Source organism: Methanorbis rubei (genome assembly GCF_032714495.1).
In the GTDB taxonomy this organism is placed as follows: domain Archaea; phylum Halobacteriota; class Methanomicrobia; order Methanomicrobiales; family Methanocorpusculaceae; genus Methanocorpusculum; species Methanocorpusculum rubei.
In genome coordinates, this window is sequence record NZ_JAWDKB010000002.1 from 271,815 (window position 1) to 287,075 (window position 15,261).

A 15,261-nucleotide genomic window follows, 5' to 3' on the forward strand; every position below is an offset into this window, starting at 1 on the left:
ATTCGGTATCATTACTGATACTGTGTTTTTCCACGAAAACATAAATGGAATGAGGATACACCTATTGCACAAGCCACCCCATGACGAAAAATACCAGAAAACATCCGTACCACTGCCCGGTCGAAGCTGCCTTTGACCGCATCGGCGGACGGTGGAAGGCAAGCATCATCTGGATCATCGGCTACGGCAGTATCCGGTACTCAAAGATCAAAGACACCATCCCCCACATCACCGCGCACATGCTTTCGCTGCAGCTGAAAAGTCTTGAAGAGGACGGCCTCATCATCAGAACCCAGTACGAGGAAATCCCTCCAAGGGTCGAGTACTGCTTAACAGAGTCAGGACTCGCCCTTCTGCCGGCTCTCTCAACTTTGTGTGACTGGGCAGCAATTCATTATCCTGATCAGATTCCGGCCGGCTATGTCAAAAGAAATCCGGGCGGAGAGATATGCTCTGATGTTCTCCAGTCATGTTCCTCAGGCGCAAATGATCAGGTCTGAGATTTTCGGGCGCGCCTTAAACCAATGGAATGCCCCTCCGGCGTTCGTCCCATTTTTTTTGTCTCCGTGAAATTGCAATATAATCAAATTTATATAGAACCACAAAGCAACCTAATCTGCATACATTACTCTGCACGGCAGAGTACTTGGAGATAAATAATCATGTCAGCACAACTTGGCGGACAGCCTATTCTGATTCTTAAAGAAGGCGGATCCCGTACCCGCGGACGGGACGCACAGAGCATGAACATTGCTGCAGCAAAGGCAGTTGCCGGTGCAGTAAGAACCACTCTTGGTCCGAAAGGTATGGACAAGATGCTCGTCGACACCATTGGTGACGTCGTTATCACCAACGACGGTGTAACCATCCTCAAAGAGATGGACATCGAGCACCCGGCAGCAAAGATGATGGTCGAGGTCGCAAAGACCCAGGATGACGAAGTCGGAGATGGAACCACCACCGCAGTCGTTATCGCAGGCGAACTTCTGAAGAAATCCGAAGAGCTTCTTGAGCAGGACGTTCACCCGACCGTTATCACGCTCGGCTACCGTCAGGCAGCAGAGAAAGCACAGGAACTTCTCAAGGGCATTGCAGTCGATGTCAAAGCAAAAGACAAGGAAATCCTTTCCAAGATTGCAGGAACTGCAATGACCGGTAAGAATGCCGAGGCATCCAAGGACAAACTTTGTGACTTAATCGTTCGTGCAATCACTCTCGTCGCAGATGCTGACGGAACTGTTGACACCGAGAACGTCAAAGTCGAGAAGCGTGTCGGCGGTGCAATCGAGGACTCCGAGATTGTCGAAGGCATGATCATCGACAAAGAGCGTGTCCACCCTGGCATGCCCAAGACCGTGAAGAATGCAAAGATTCTCCTCCTCAACGCAGCAGTCGAGTACAAGAAGACTGAAGTTGACGCAGAGATCAGCATCACCAGCCCTGACCAGCTCCAGATGTTCCTCGATGAGGAAGAGCGCATGATTAAGGGCATCGTCGAGAAGATTAAGGCATCCGGCGCAAATGTTCTCTTCTGTCAGAAGGGTATCGACGACATTGCACAGCACTACCTTGCAAAGGCAGGTATCTTTGCAACCCGCCGTGTTAAGAAGTCTGACATGGAGAAACTCGCCCGTGCAACCGGCGGCGCACTGATCTCCTCTATCGACGCAATCAGCGGTGACGAGCTTGGTATTGCAGGCCTTGTTGAGGAACGCAAGGTCGGCGGCGAAGAGATGATCTTCGTTGAGAAGTGCAAGAACCCGAAAGCTGTCTCGATCATCATCAAAGGCGGAACCGAGCACGTTGTCGACGAGCTTGGCCGTGCACTTGAGGACGCTCTCCGCGTTGTCGGTGTTGTTGTTGAGGACAAGAAGGTCGTTGCAGGCGGAGGAGCACCGGAAGTTGAGCTTTCCCTCAGACTCCGTGAGTACGCAGCAACCCAGGGCGGACGTATCCAGCTCGCAATTGAGGCATTCGCATCCGCACTTGAGATCATCCCGAGAACCCTTGCAGAGAACGCAGGTCTTGACCCGATCGACAAGCTTGTCGAGCTCCGTGCAGCTCACGAGAAGGGCAAGAAGACCTTCGGTCTTGATGTCTTCAAGGGCGAGCCGGTTGACATGTGGAAGGAAGGCGTTGTTGAGCCGCTCCGCGTGAAGACTCAGGCAATTGCATCCGCAGCAGAAGCAGCAGTCATGATTCTCAGAATCGATGATGTCATTGCATCCGCAAGATCCGCAGGTCCGTCTCCGGAAGAGATGGCCGCAATGGGCGGAATGGGTGGAATGGGCGGCATGCCACCTGGAATGATGTAAATTTCAAATAATTTTTTTCTTTTTTTGTCCATTATGTTCTGCTCCGCCCACAGAAAGACGAGACGCATGCCTTCGGCCTGCTTACCGCTTCGCGGGAGCACACAGAACTTTACTGAAAACATCACGGAGCAGACGTGAACATCACGGAAATATTGTTTTGAATATGATGCTACGAAAAAAATATCGTTGATTAAAAAACAACTAAAAATTATTTTGCGGGAGTACAGAAATATCGTTTTGAATATGAATTCCGTTCTGTTCACGTCTGCTCCGTGATGTTTTTTCCGTGAAATTTCTGTGTGTTCCCGCGAAGCGGTAAGCAGGCCGAAGGCATGCGTCTCGTTTTTCCGTGGGCGGCTCGTGGATAAAGGCACAGCGCCGATCACAAACTGACATGATTCCTCCCTGAAACGCTATATTCTCCTGCGACCAACAGTACAGCAGTTCATGGATCCGCTGACCGTTCTTTTCGCATACTTTTCCCTCTGGGTCAATACACTCAACTACACCCTCGGGGCGGCGGTCATCGCCCTTGCCTTCGTCTACTTCACAAAAACTCTTCCGGTTGTGCAGAGGATTCTGATTCTCGCGGTAATCGGTGCTGTCGTCTCCATAATCGGGACCGGTATTCTGATTCCTGCATCAACCCTTCCCTGGCTTGGCTACCCACTCTGTCTGTTTGCTCTCGGCAGCGGATGTGCGGTCAGTTATCTTGCGGTTGCCTCGTGGACGAAACGCAATCTCGGCTGGGTTTTAATCATCATCTGTTCCCACCTTGCTGCATACTGCGTGATGGTCTCCTCTGTATCGATTCCGCTGTTCGGAGAGTCGATCTTCGGATTTTTTATCGGGGCCGCACTATTTTCTGCCATCATCTGCTGCATTGTCACCGCTCTTGTTCTACGATGGAATCCTGCATGGACCCCGTGGTGGATCTCCGGCGACGGCGAGGGGCGCGATGCGTTTCTCCGTAAGATCCGGAGAAAAAAGAATGCCTGAGGCCTGTGTGTACTTACTAAGTTTAACTAAGAAACAGCACCAATATACTCCAAGTATTTAGGACGATACTGTGCGCCACGACGTTCTCTATGAATACGATCTCCCGATTGAGGTTCTGGACGACATCCCTCCAAGTGAAGAGGTGCTGGAGGTTTTGTATGCCCGCAGCAGTGACAACTATCATCTGCCGATTTTGTTTACCCGCCTGCGCATTCTCGGGGCATATCCTGAGACCTCGGTGACCTACCGATTGTTTGTGATAAATTACGTAGACCTGGCCCAGGTCCATGTGAAGTTCACCCGCGGTCTCTCCACGGTTCTGACTCTCACCCGCATCGACGGCGAAAAAAATGTTTTCAATGGCGTTCGAAACAGTGCTGAGGAGATGCGCAGGATGCTTCTGACTCTTCGCGAGGTGATGCTTGAGAAGGTTGGCGGCGAATGGAAGTTTTTGCATCGCCAGAATATTTTGTTCGACGAGTATATGCTGAGGGAGAATGATACTGTGCTGTCTTCGGTTCCGACCATTCCTTCCGAGGATCTGTTTGAGGACAAGGAGATGCCGGGCATCGGGTGCTATGAGTCAACCGAGAAGCTGTTCGATCACTTCCCTCCGGAGGCTGCTGACGAGGATGTGTTTGAGGATATGTCTGAGGAGGTCTCTCTCGCTGCCGAGGAGATGAGCTCGGTTGCGGTGAACTCCCGCATTCAGCGGATGGTGGAGACCGTTGAGATCGCGGCTGAGATTGAGGAACGTGGGGGTGAGCCTGGCGAACTTTTGAATGATGCGACCGTTCTCGACAAGGGTGCAGGGGTTACGGATGATCAGTGGGCGAATGAGGAGGGAGGCGATGCCCTGATTCTACCGGACAGCCATTCGAAGTCCAAGACCCCGGGTGCCGGACGGCTTGCAAAACTTGCAACCGAACCTCTGGTTCCTGCTGATGAGGATGACTCCGAGGTGTATGTGTCGGCGACAAAGCCGCTCTCGAAGAAGGAGAAGCTTGCGGCTGAGGCGGCGGCGGTTATTTCAAAGGAGCTGGAGAGCCTGCCGGTGCCAAAAGAGTCTGAGAGTAAGGAGCCAATCAAGTCTCTGCTTCCCACGCCGCTTCCGCGTTCATCAGTCCCGAGTCAGGAGAAGCCGGCTGCGGCGGAACCGCAGCCGACTTCTGAGACGAAGAAGACTCTTCCTATGTCGATTACGCTTGAGCCGCAGGATGCTATCGAAGAGGAGATGATCGATGCGTGTCTTGATTCGCTGAAACTTCTGCGAAATACCGGTGTGATCACCGAGGCTGAGTACAAGGAACGATGTCTCCGCCTCTTTAAACAGACCGGCGTCTGATTTTATTTTTTATTTTTTGCGCAGTAAACTAAGCACGACGGCTGCGGTGAATGCGAGTACGAGTATGCCCAGGCCGAAACCGGGGGTCTGTGTTGGTACCGGTACAGATGATCTGCTCTGAAGGGTGACTTCAGCCTCAGCGGTGACCGGTGCGTCTGGTACATATACTTTCAACAGATACTCTCCGGCAGGAAGTCCTGCCGTGTCGAGTGACACTTCCCAGAAGACAGTGTTGCGATCCTTACCATATGCTCTGAGTGGTGTTGTTCTGGTGTATCCGGTTCGTGTGTCTTCGACCGAGTAATAGACTCTGTTTGGCACAAGTTCATACAGCAGTGTTGTTTCTTTTCCGGTGTTGATGGATCCCTGAATGATGAGTGGATCTCCGGTAATTACACTTTTTACCGGAGAAATATCGATGACCGAACTATCAGCTTCTCCGTCGCCCCGGAGAATAAAAGTCCGGGTCTGTGATCCAAAATCATAGTCGAGACCGGATGCTTTCACTTGGTAGACGTCCGTCGGGAGGGTTGCGGTGTCAAGGGAGATGCTCCAGTTGTAGAATTCTGTCGTCCCTTTTGGTACTGTTACCAGTATATATTTTACGAAGGGACGTGCTTCCGTGGTGTCAGGGGCAGTGTTGTGATCGAACCATATCGGCTGAATGTCGATGAGGAACATTCCTTCCTGTGGCTGGAACACGGAGCCGGTGATGGTAATGTTCGCTCCAACATTTTGATCAGGGATCGGATCGATCATGATCCATGATGTTTCAGGCGTTCGCTCGATGAGGTTGTAGGTTGTGCTTGTCCTGAAATCTGTGTCAAAGGAGGTGACTTTTGCCAGAAATTTTCTTGCGTATCCGAACTCTGAGGTGTCCATGATGAAACTCCAGACATTTGCATCTCCTGTTCCCTGCTGTACCTGAATTATGTTTGATGTCTCTCCGGAATTAATGGGCTTGCAGCAGACTCGTGTGTCATGACATTCCCAGTCAGCCCAATAATGTTCAAAGAACAGTTTGCTTCCAACTGGCAGATTTGTTTCTCCGTTGATTATGTAGGTTGAGCCAAGCATCTGATCCGGAATCGGATCAATGGTTATCCAGTACTCTTCATCTGCCGCGACTCCTGCGGAAAATATCAGCACTGCACACACCACTGCTGCAAAAAATAGTTTTTTCATTTCATGCATACTCCAATGCTGGTATGTAGATCAAAAGAGTATAAAAAAAAATTGACCAAAGTCTCATCACTTCCGTGCGAGCATCACCGCCGCCGCAACGACGAGCATTGTTGCGATGCATGCAAAACCCGGAGTCTGTGTTTTTTCCGGTGACTCTGTCGCGGTCTGCTGAACATAACCTCTTGGATAGAGTTCGAACACTCCGCGCTGTGTCAGATCCACCTCGAGTGCTGAAATTTTCAGATAATAGGTATCTGCTTTCCATTTTTCTGTGCTGACCGGTACGCTCCATATATTTTCGCCGTCCTCTCCTCTCTCCACCATCACAACCTGATACATGCCGGACGAGGTACTGTAGGAGCGGCTGTCGTGTGCCTGCTCACGTTCCACAATATATTTCGGCAAAATTTCTATCAAGAGATGCAGACCTGCATCCAATCCTGTTCTGCCGGAGAGGGTGAAGTTGTCACCCTGCCTGAGGAGAGGAATCGGATCGACAACAATCCACAGATACTTCGCTGCTGTTCCCAGCGAAAAGACCGGACCTGAGAGATACGAAGCGTCGTCCGCAACAATTGTATATTTTCCGATCCGGAGGTTTGAAGTGTCCAGCTCCACAGACCAGAGAGATCCTTTTCCGATCATCACCTCTTTGCTGAACACCGGCTCTTTGGGTTTTTGATCCGGCTTCGCGGCCCACGGCACTTCATAGACTTCGAATGTTATCCACTCTCCCGGCGCAAGTGAGGTTTTACCTGAGATTGTGATGAGATCACCAATCACACCGCCCGGAACCTGATCGACTGTTGTCCAGTCTCCGGTACTTTGAACCATTCGCGATACCGGAGACACCTGAGAAAACTCCCGCGGGTAGGCGACTGCAATAGAGCGGATATTTTTCTTTAACAGATCTTCTGATCTCAAAGAGGAGACAGCTACCCAGTGATTCACACCGTTTTCTCCTTTCAACACGATTGTTGAGATGCTGTCTGTTTTTGGAAGAGAGGATACATCGTCCGGCACGGTGGAAACGGTTGTGTCGATCCGGTAAAGATCGACGACAACTGTTGTTCCCAGCGGAACGGTTGTGCTGCCTGAGATCACATAGGATTCGTTCGCGCCTGATGTCCTGACCTCGTTCATCGTTATCCAGTACTCATCGAGCGGTGCGCCTGCGAAACTATCGAGATTGACATAGTCAAACACTCTGGCTTTGGTTTCTGCATCCGTCACCGTCACCTCATACTGATCGGCATACTTCGGTTGAATCTCTGCTGAGCTGCTCCAGAAGTTGATGCCTGCATCACCTTTCTGCACGACGGCAGTTCCGACAAATGCTTTCGGATAGTCCGTCCCTGTAACGAGCAGGCTTGCCGACTTTATCACAACATCAAGCGTTGTGCCTGCTGCGAGATTTGTTGCGCCTGAGAGTACGAGCGGCTCCTCGATGGACTGATCATAAATCGGATCGAAGGTGATCCACCATGGACTCACATTCACAAAAGGATTCAGCATGAATCCCGGGCCCTGTTGATGCATGACGTCTGGGATGGTGACCGTATGCATTCCCGGGGAAAATCCGGCAGTGTCAACTACGACCGTCCAGGTGTTTGTCCCGTTATCTCCGGAGGAGACGATGACATTTTTTTGAAATGCAGATGTTTGCCCATCCACGTGGGATACTTCAATAAGAACAGTTCCGCCCTCAGGAATGTTTGTGGTGCCAGAGATGCGGACTGCGTCCCCGACCGTTCGATCGAAAACAGGATATATCGCAGCCCAGATGTTTGGTTTTGGCAGATACTCAACGGCAAGCAGCTCGTCATCAGCATACATCAGACTTGCTGCTGCAACATAGTCATAGTTTCCGGCTGGCAGTGACTCAGGCTTCGGTCCTTCAACCGACCAGCTGCGAATTGATGCGTCTCCGTCAACGACCATCGTTGTGGTGAATGCGACTGGGAGATTTTGGATGTCCTTTTGTTCGGATGTCGGAAGTGTTCCATCGTATCGATGGATTTTGAGAACGATTGCTGTGTCTGATGGAATGTTTGTGCTGCCGGTAATGATGTACGGCTCATCAATCGCCGGCTGCTGAATAGGATTAATTCTGATCCATGTGTCCTCCGCTGCTGCTGTTCTAATAAGCATCAACAGCAGGCACAAGAGTATGCTGAAAATTATTTTTTTCATTTCCGTTCACATCCCAATGCTGGTATGTGGAGCGAAAAAATATAAAAAAAAGATTGACCAAATTCTCATCACTTCCGCGTGAGCATCACCGCCGCAGCCCCTCCAAGAAGTACCACAACAAACGTGAAGCCTGAGGCCTGTGCCGGCGTAGTTTCTGCCGATGGATAGATACTCATGTCAATTTCTTTTCCTTTCCAAGTGATCACGTTCGGATGTATCATTGTTGGTTTCTTTGGTGTCTCCCGTGTTGGTGCCGGCGTTGTGGAACCCGCCGGATAGACCATGAAATGTCCCGTTCTGGTTACATCCACTTCGATACCATTCAGCTTGATAGTGAACTCCTTGAAAGGAAAGCCGGTGGTATCGATCGTAGCATTCCATGTCTGAATGCCGTCATCTCCCTCGAGAACATTCGTTATGAGTGATCGTCCAAAAATATTGTTCATCCCGCACAGAGTGGCATCCGAGTTCATGACCTCGACAAGAATCCGGAGGCCCGGGGCGAGATTGGTTGTCCCTGAAAATGTCACGTTCATGCCCTCGGTGACGAACGGAATCGGATCGATGGTGATCCATGGATCAGGTATGACAACTTCCCTGTCAACAGACACTGAGGAGTTTCCTGACTGAGCGGTGATTATTGCTTTGTAGACTCCGGAAAAATAATAATTCACATCTGCTGTGCCACTTCAGATATTTACTCCATTATCACCTTTCAGCACCGTCGTGATTATGCTTTTTGGCTTGCTTCCCAAAGGCATCAGATTGATCTCCAGAACTGTTCCCGGTTCGAGATTTGTCGTTCCTGACAGCGTTACTGAAGCCTTGATCGCCATACTTTCAAGAGGATCAATCTCTACCCAGTACTCTTCTTCTGCCGCCACTCCTGCGGAAAATATCAGCAGTGCACAGAGCGTCGCTATCAAAAACAGTTTTTTCATCTCACTTAAACTCCAATGCTGATATGTAGATCAAAATAGTATAAAAAAAGATTGACCAAAGTCTCATCACCAATCAACCGCTGCTTCCGAGCGCAGCGAGAATGCCGAGCCGGTTTTTTCTGTGGGGTTGCCCCGCCCACGGCGGGTGCAACCCCACATTAGAAAAAAGCGGGGCGGTTAGCTGCACCCGCTCCAGCCGCAGTGCTTACAGATGCCCATATTGCATCCCTCGCCGAAGTCCAGCGGCTCCCCGCACTCAGGGCACGGATTCCCCTTCTTCACACCAGGCGTCACCGTCTGAACCACCCAGTTGTCCAGCGTCGCAATCGCCTGATTCGTTGCCGCAAGTTCAATACACTTGCCCACCACATCAGCACAGGACATTCCTTCTGAACTTCTGTTCCGCACCGCTGAAATACAGCTCACCTTCGCAAACTGCTTCACAAACTTCTCGTACGGCACACCATTCTGCAAACCCGTACTGATACTTCTGCCAAGAGCATTGCTGCTTGCCTCACAGCCTGCACCAACAGTCCTGATGAACACCTCCATCGGCTTACCTGCAAGCGTGTTCACCGTAATATACAGACGGCAGCATCCGGACTGTGCAAGGAATGTTCTTCCGTCCAGCTCCCGCGGGCGGGCGAACAGCTGCTGCACAATCTGCGGCTCGGGAGTTGTCGCTGCCGGCTCAGCCTTCTTCTCCTCCTTCTTCTCAAGGGCCAGCACCACATCCTCACGCGATCCGGTCCGGTAGAGCGTCATACCCTTAATGCCCTCCTTCCATGCTAACAGAACAGCATCTGCCACCTGCTCCTTCGTTGCAGAGAACGGCATATTGATCGTCTTTGAAATTGACGCATGCACATGCTTCTGGAACACCGCCTGCATCAGAACATGATCGCGCCACTTGATGTCAAGCGCAGTCTTAAACACCGCACGGAACGCTTCCGGCAGCCAGGCAACATCCTGCACCGATCCGGTCTCATGAACATGACTGATAATCTCGTCACGCTTTGCCTCGGCAGCATCGCCGGAGAACCCGAGTCCCGCAATCACGCGGCGGAGCTCGGACTCGAAGTACGGATGCACCATAATGAACGTCTTGTTGACCGTGTTGCGGCGCGTGTACGCAAACGAAAACACCGGCTCAATACCTGACGAACATCCGGCAAGAAGCGAGATCGTGCCGGTCGGCGCGATCGTTGTCAGTGCTGAGTTTCGCATAATGCGTCCCTGCTGGTCCCAGACCGAATCCTTGTAGGCAGGGAACGTTCCCCTCTCCTTACCAAGCCGTTCGGACTCCTGCATCGCCACATCATTCACGCGGGCCATGATCTCCTCGCAGAAGTTGCGGCCTGCTTCAGAATCGTACGGAATCCTGAGCATCAGCATCGCATCATGCACACCCATCAGACCAAGACCAACCTTCCTCGTGCGGTTCGTTGCCTCCTTGATCTGTTCGATCGGGAACACATTCTTCGTGATGACCGCGTCTAAGAACCGGACCGCCATCCGCGTCATCTTATCCAGCGCATCATAGTTCACACCATCTGCACGGATAAACATTGCAAGATTGATACTGCCTAAAACACAGGACTCAAACGGCAGCAGCGGCTGCTCGCCGCAGGGGTTTGTCGTATCGATCGGGCCAAGCTGCGGAGTAGGGTTCTTCGAGTTTATCGTGTCATAGAAGAGAATACCAGGCTCACCGTTCTTCCAGACCCCTTCCACAATACCGTCCCAGATCTCGCGGACCGTAATGGTCTCGCCTTCGGCAGTCTTCAGCCACTCGCGGTCCAGATCACCTGCTGCGACTGCTTTCATGAACTCATCGTTCATCATGACCGAGATATTGAAGTTCGAGAAGTCGCCTTCCTTGGCCTTGCTCTTGATGAACTTCATGATGTCCTGGTGCCAGACATTGAGGATGCCCATGTTCGCGCCGCGCCTGCGTCCGCCCTGTTTGATAACATCGGTCGCCGCGTTAAAGACCCGCATGAATGAGACGGGACCTGATGCAACGCCGTCCGTTGACCGGACCGGAGAGCCTTCCGGCCGGAGATGAGAAAAGTTGTAGCCGGTGCCGCCGCCGGACTGGTGAATGATTGCACCCCAGCGGATGGCATCAAAGATCTCAGGCAGAGAGTCGTTTACCGGCAAAGTAAAGCAGGCAGAGAGCTGGCCGAGCGGCGTGCCCGCGTTCATGAGTGTCGGTGAGTTTGGAAGAAACTCGAGGTTCATCATTGCCTCGAAATATTCTTTTGTCTCTTCCGGAGTTTCACCGAGAGCGTCTGCCACACGCCTGCAAACATCCTCAAAGGATTTCTCGCCTGCACGGTAATACCGCGCGGCAAGAATACTGTCAACAACTGAGTCCGCCATAGCATCAACCTAATAGTATTGTTCAGTCTGTGTCGTGAGGGGCACGACTGACTGAGATGTTTACTAGTTAGAGTTCCCTGATATTTATCTTGGTCATTTGCTCCCACATGGATCATGAGTGTGGCAGGTGAAACACAATTATTATTGAATCAGACAGCAACTTGTATTGAAGTATGGCTGTTCCCGAAAAGGTATTCTTTACAAAAGGCACCGGAGTCCACAAGGACAAACTGGTATCTTTTGAAATGGCTCTCAGGAACGCCGGGCTCGCGCCGTACAATCTTGTGACGGTCTCATCCATCATGCCGCCGGATGCTGATATCATCAGCCGCGAGGAGGGACTCCCCCACCTCTCCCCGGGTGAGATTGTGTTCTGTGTGATGGCGCGGGACCAGACCAATGTTGTGGGACAAAAAGTCGCGGCATCAGTCGGACTTGCTGTCCCCCAGATTCATGACAAGCAGCACGGGTACCTTTCCGAGTATCATGCACGCGATGTCTCCTCACGCGAGTGCGGTGAGTACGCCGAGGACCTCGCAGCAACGATGCTTGCGACGATCTTTGATATTCCGTTTGATCCGGAGACCGCCTGGCAGGAACGCGAACAGATCTATCTTGCGAGCGGCAAGATCATTAAAACCAGCCATGTCTCAACCTCGGCCACCTGCACTGACGGTGCATGGACGACGGTGGTTGTTGCGGCTGTATTCATTATGCCAAACCATGGGTGAACTTTCTCTTCTTCCAAACATCGGCAAAGTGGTCGAAGGTCAGCTGAATGCGGTCGGCATCTTCACGGCAAGTGAACTTTCTGCCGCAGGCAGCAGGGGTGCGTGGCTGAAGATCCGCGCTATCGATGACTCAGCCTGCATTCACCGGTTGTATTCTTTTGAAGGAGCGATCCGCGGCATAAAAAAGTCCGAGCTTCCTCCTGAGGTAAAGGCTGATCTGAAAGCATTCTATCAGAGTTTCGCTAGCCAAGTCTGATTTTTTTTTCTCCATCTCTGATTGATCAGCCGCCCACGGAAAAACGGAACACGCGGAGTTTCACGGAAAAACATCACGGAGCAGACGTGAACAGCACGGAAATATAATTTCGTTGGTTTTTTTTCAACAGAAAAACTGAAAATTATTTTGTGAAAGTACATAAAAATAATTTTGAATGAGAGTTCCGTGCTGTTCATGTCTGCTCCGTGATGTTTTTCCGTGAAACTCCGCGTGTTCCGTTTTTCCGTGGGCGACTCACAAGTAATTATGAAAATTCTTTCTCAGAAACATAACTAAATCCCCACAGCACCAATACTTCTCCACATGTGCGGTATCGCAGGCATCGTCGCAAACATCGAGGTATCGGGTTCCTTGTATCTGGCGCTGTATGCTCTTCAGCACCGGGGGCAGGAAAGCGGTGGCATCTCCACCTATGACAACGGAACTGTCCATAAACACAAAGGATACGGTCTGGTCTTTGAGGTGTTTTCTCAGGAAACCCTTCAGACTCTCTCCGGCAAAACCGGACTCGGGCATGTCAGGTATCCGACCACCGGCGGTTCAAAACCGGAAAATATCCAGCCGTTCAACTTCATGTTCCGCGGTCACACCCTCTCGGTTGTGCACAACGGTAATCTGGTCAACACCGACGAGCTCCGCTACGAGTATGAGGGGCGCGGCCACATCTTTTCAACAACATCTGACACGGAAGTTATTTCTGCAATCCTTGCAAACGAGATCATTCACGGCCACACCGTGGGCGAGGCGATCAGCTTCTGCATGCGCACCATTCGCGGATCATATGCGGTCATCTTCATGCTGGACGGCTCTCTCTATGCGTTCCGCGATCCGCTTGGCATCAAACCGCTCTGCATCGGCATGCTGCCGGACGGCGGTCATGTCGTCGCATCCGAAAGCGTTGCCTTTGACGCGGTTGGTGCAAAGTTTCTCCGCGATGTTGTCCCGGGGGAGAGCCTGCTCTTAAAAGCCGACAAAGTTTATCCGCGGCAGATAATGTCAGCCCAATCTCCTGCGCACTGTGTCTTTGAGTACATTTATTTCGCTAGGGCAGACTCGGTCATTGACGGTGTCTCGGTCTACAATGTCCGGCAGAAGACCGGCGCACTGCTCGCAGGTGAAGCCCCTGCAGATGCTGATCTCGTCTCGCCGGTGCCGGACTCAGGTATTGCTGCTGCGACCGGTTATGCCGACGCGTCCGGCACTCCGTTCCGCGAAGCATTGATCAAAAACCGGTACACCGGCCGCACCTTCATCATGCCGACGCAGGAGAAACGCGAGATGGCTGTCCGCATGAAACTCAATCCGGTCCGCGGCCACATCACCGGCAAGTCCGTGGTGCTGGTTGACGACAGCATCGTTCGAGGCACAACCTCGCGTCGGATCATCGCCCTTGTCCGTGAGTTCGGCGCAGAAAAAGTTCATCTCCGCGTTGCGTCCCCGCCAATTATCGCACCCTGCTATCTTGGAACCGACTTCCCGACGCGTGAGGAGCTGATCTCTCATCACAAAAATGTCGAAGGGGTGAGGGCGGCAATCAATGCAACAAGCCTTGCACACATTTCTCTTGAAGGCCTCGTCGAGGCTATCGGTCTTCCCTGCAATCATCTCTGCACCGGCTGCCTTACCGGAAAGTATCCGCTGGCTATCGATGGCGAGGAAGAGGAGCCGCGCTGCATTGAGAAAATCGATCCGTATAAGTGATGAACCGGGGCATTAAGTCCAGTCACCCACGGAAAAACGGAGTACACGGAAAAAACATCACGGAAATATCGTTTCAAATGTGGGTTCCGTGCTGCTCACGTCTGCTCCGTGATGTTTTTTTTCTGTGAAACTCCGTGTGTTCCGTTTTTCCGTGGGCTGAAATGCAAACATTGTTTGTTAATACACGAATTTACGGACAACGCCTGATGAAACAAAATAAACGAACCCTGATGCAGACCTTCAAAGCTCTTCAACCACTGAAAGAGCTTACTGCACAGCAGGATCGAAAGACGCTGATTCTCTGGGCACTCGACTGTGCTGATCTCATCCTTCCTATTTTTACTGAACGTTATCCTGAAGATCTCAGGCCTTTGCAGGCGGTTGCCGCAGCACGTGCATGGTCACGCGGCGAGATCAAGATGCCTGAAGCACGACGTTACGCTCTTGCGTCGCACAATGCCGCAACCACTGTTGCAGATACGGACCCTGCCGCCTGCTCAGCAGCCAGAGCTATGGGTCATGTTGTCGGCACTGTGCATGTCGGCACGCACTCTATGGCGTTTGCTTCCTATGCAGTCAACGCACAAATATTTGCAGCAGACTTTGTTGACCCTGACACTTTCTGTGCCGAACAGTGCATTTTCCTCATGAACTGTCTGGAGTACTGGTCAGGGATCGACAAGTCAGAGATGGTATGGGCAAAATTTCTGCAAAAATAACTACTGCTCTTTTTGAATTGTATCGATGTTGCCCATTAATTTCTGCCTTTCACAGAAAACACAGATAAAAACATCATTGAATCCGAACACAATTTATTTCCGTGCTGTTCACGTCTGCTCCGTGATGTTTTTCCGTGAAACTCTGTGTTTTCCGTTTTTCCGTGGGCGGAGCAATGAACAATACCAAACAATGTTTGCCAATAAACGAATTTATGGGCAAAACAGATTGCAATTTTTATAAGAACAGTAAAAAAGAAAATTTGGGGGGTTTTGAGAGTGGTACGTGTGTCATTAACCGTTTGTTTGGAGGTGTGATGATTATTGTATTGATGGCAGACCCGACAAGACTCCCGCACGGAAATGGCTGGTGTGTAGGTGTGTGATGAGGTGTATGTCTCATCTCAGGAATCGTATGTGGTGTAAATTTCCTGAAACTTTGACTGCATGGAATGAACATTTTGCGTTTGTTC

Annotated in this window: 14 protein-coding genes; 9 read left to right on the forward strand and 5 right to left on the reverse strand. The window is 51.2% G+C overall.

What is annotated here, in order from left to right; translation table 11 throughout:
• The first annotated feature begins 80 nt into the window (after positions 1 to 80).
• The 4 genes from McpCs1_RS03340 (at position 81) to McpCs1_RS03355 (ending at position 4,659) form a co-directional block, all read left to right on the forward strand.
• The gene (locus McpCs1_RS03340; RefSeq protein WP_338095842.1) at positions 81 to 500 is read left to right on the forward strand and encodes a winged helix-turn-helix transcriptional regulator; all 420 of its coding nucleotides are present in this window, start codon (positions 81 to 83) and stop codon (positions 498 to 500) included.
• Positions 501 to 662: 162 nt separating this feature from the next.
• A complete protein-coding gene (thsA, locus tag McpCs1_RS03345) occupies positions 663 to 2,315 on the forward strand; it encodes a thermosome subunit alpha (protein WP_338095843.1) in 1,653 nt (550 codons plus the stop codon).
• A gap of 447 nt (positions 2,316 to 2,762) precedes the next feature.
• Positions 2,763 to 3,314, forward strand: coding sequence for a hypothetical protein (locus McpCs1_RS03350; protein WP_338095844.1), 552 nt, complete (start codon positions 2,763 to 2,765; stop codon positions 3,312 to 3,314).
• Positions 3,315 to 3,384: 70 nt separating this feature from the next.
• Positions 3,385 to 4,659: a hypothetical protein gene (locus McpCs1_RS03355; protein WP_338095845.1), complete on the forward strand. Its 1,275-nt coding sequence runs from the start codon at positions 3,385 to 3,387 to the stop codon at positions 4,657 to 4,659.
• A gap of 9 nt (positions 4,660 to 4,668) precedes the next feature.
• Here McpCs1_RS03355 and McpCs1_RS03360 read toward each other — a convergent pair whose 3' ends face one another.
• The 5 genes from McpCs1_RS03360 to McpCs1_RS03380 all read right to left on the reverse strand — a co-directional run bounded on the left by McpCs1_RS03360 (position 4,669) and on the right by McpCs1_RS03380 (position 11,363).
• A complete protein-coding gene (locus McpCs1_RS03360; RefSeq protein WP_338095846.1) occupies positions 4,669 to 5,844 on the reverse strand; it encodes a hypothetical protein in 1,176 nt (391 codons plus the stop codon).
• Between the two features lie 66 nt (positions 5,845 to 5,910).
• Positions 5,911 to 7,995 carry a hypothetical protein gene (locus tag McpCs1_RS03365; RefSeq protein WP_338095847.1) on the reverse strand — a complete coding sequence of 695 codons (2,085 nt, stop codon included), beginning with the start codon at positions 7,993 to 7,995 and terminating at the stop codon, positions 5,911 to 5,913.
• A gap of 110 nt (positions 7,996 to 8,105) precedes the next feature.
• The gene (locus McpCs1_RS03370) at positions 8,106 to 8,711 is read right to left on the reverse strand and encodes a hypothetical protein (RefSeq protein ID WP_338095848.1); all 606 of its coding nucleotides are present in this window, start codon (positions 8,709 to 8,711) and stop codon (positions 8,106 to 8,108) included.
• A 15-nt stretch (positions 8,712 to 8,726) separates the two neighbouring features.
• Entirely contained in the window at positions 8,727 to 8,978 is a 252-nt protein-coding gene (locus tag McpCs1_RS03375) for a hypothetical protein (protein ID WP_338095849.1), read from the reverse strand.
• A 177-nt stretch (positions 8,979 to 9,155) separates the two neighbouring features.
• A complete protein-coding gene (locus McpCs1_RS03380) occupies positions 9,156 to 11,363 on the reverse strand; it encodes an adenosylcobalamin-dependent ribonucleoside-diphosphate reductase (RefSeq protein WP_338095850.1) in 2,208 nt (735 codons plus the stop codon).
• A 173-nt stretch (positions 11,364 to 11,536) separates the two neighbouring features.
• Between McpCs1_RS03380 and McpCs1_RS03385 the strand changes: the two genes are divergently transcribed.
• From McpCs1_RS03385 to McpCs1_RS03405, 5 genes are all read left to right on the forward strand, one after another.
• Positions 11,537 to 12,094, forward strand: coding sequence for a pyruvoyl-dependent arginine decarboxylase (locus tag McpCs1_RS03385; protein WP_338095851.1), 558 nt, complete (start codon positions 11,537 to 11,539; stop codon positions 12,092 to 12,094).
• Positions 12,087 to 12,350: a TfoX/Sxy family protein gene (locus McpCs1_RS03390; protein WP_338095852.1), complete on the forward strand. Its 264-nt coding sequence runs from the start codon at positions 12,087 to 12,089 to the stop codon at positions 12,348 to 12,350. Before McpCs1_RS03385 ends, McpCs1_RS03390 begins: the two co-directional genes overlap by 8 nt.
• Positions 12,351 to 12,674: 324 nt before the next feature.
• The gene (gene purF, locus McpCs1_RS03395) at positions 12,675 to 14,072 is read left to right on the forward strand and encodes an amidophosphoribosyltransferase (protein ID WP_338095853.1); all 1,398 of its coding nucleotides are present in this window, start codon (positions 12,675 to 12,677) and stop codon (positions 14,070 to 14,072) included.
• Between the two features lie 206 nt (positions 14,073 to 14,278).
• Entirely contained in the window at positions 14,279 to 14,791 is a 513-nt protein-coding gene (locus tag McpCs1_RS03400) for a putative immunity protein (RefSeq protein ID WP_338095854.1), read from the forward strand.
• 161 nt (positions 14,792 to 14,952) lie between these two features.
• On the forward strand, positions 14,953 to 15,174 hold the full coding sequence (locus McpCs1_RS03405; RefSeq protein ID WP_338095855.1) for a hypothetical protein: 222 nt from the start codon (positions 14,953 to 14,955) through the stop codon (positions 15,172 to 15,174).
• Positions 15,175 to 15,261: the final 87 nt, after the last annotated feature.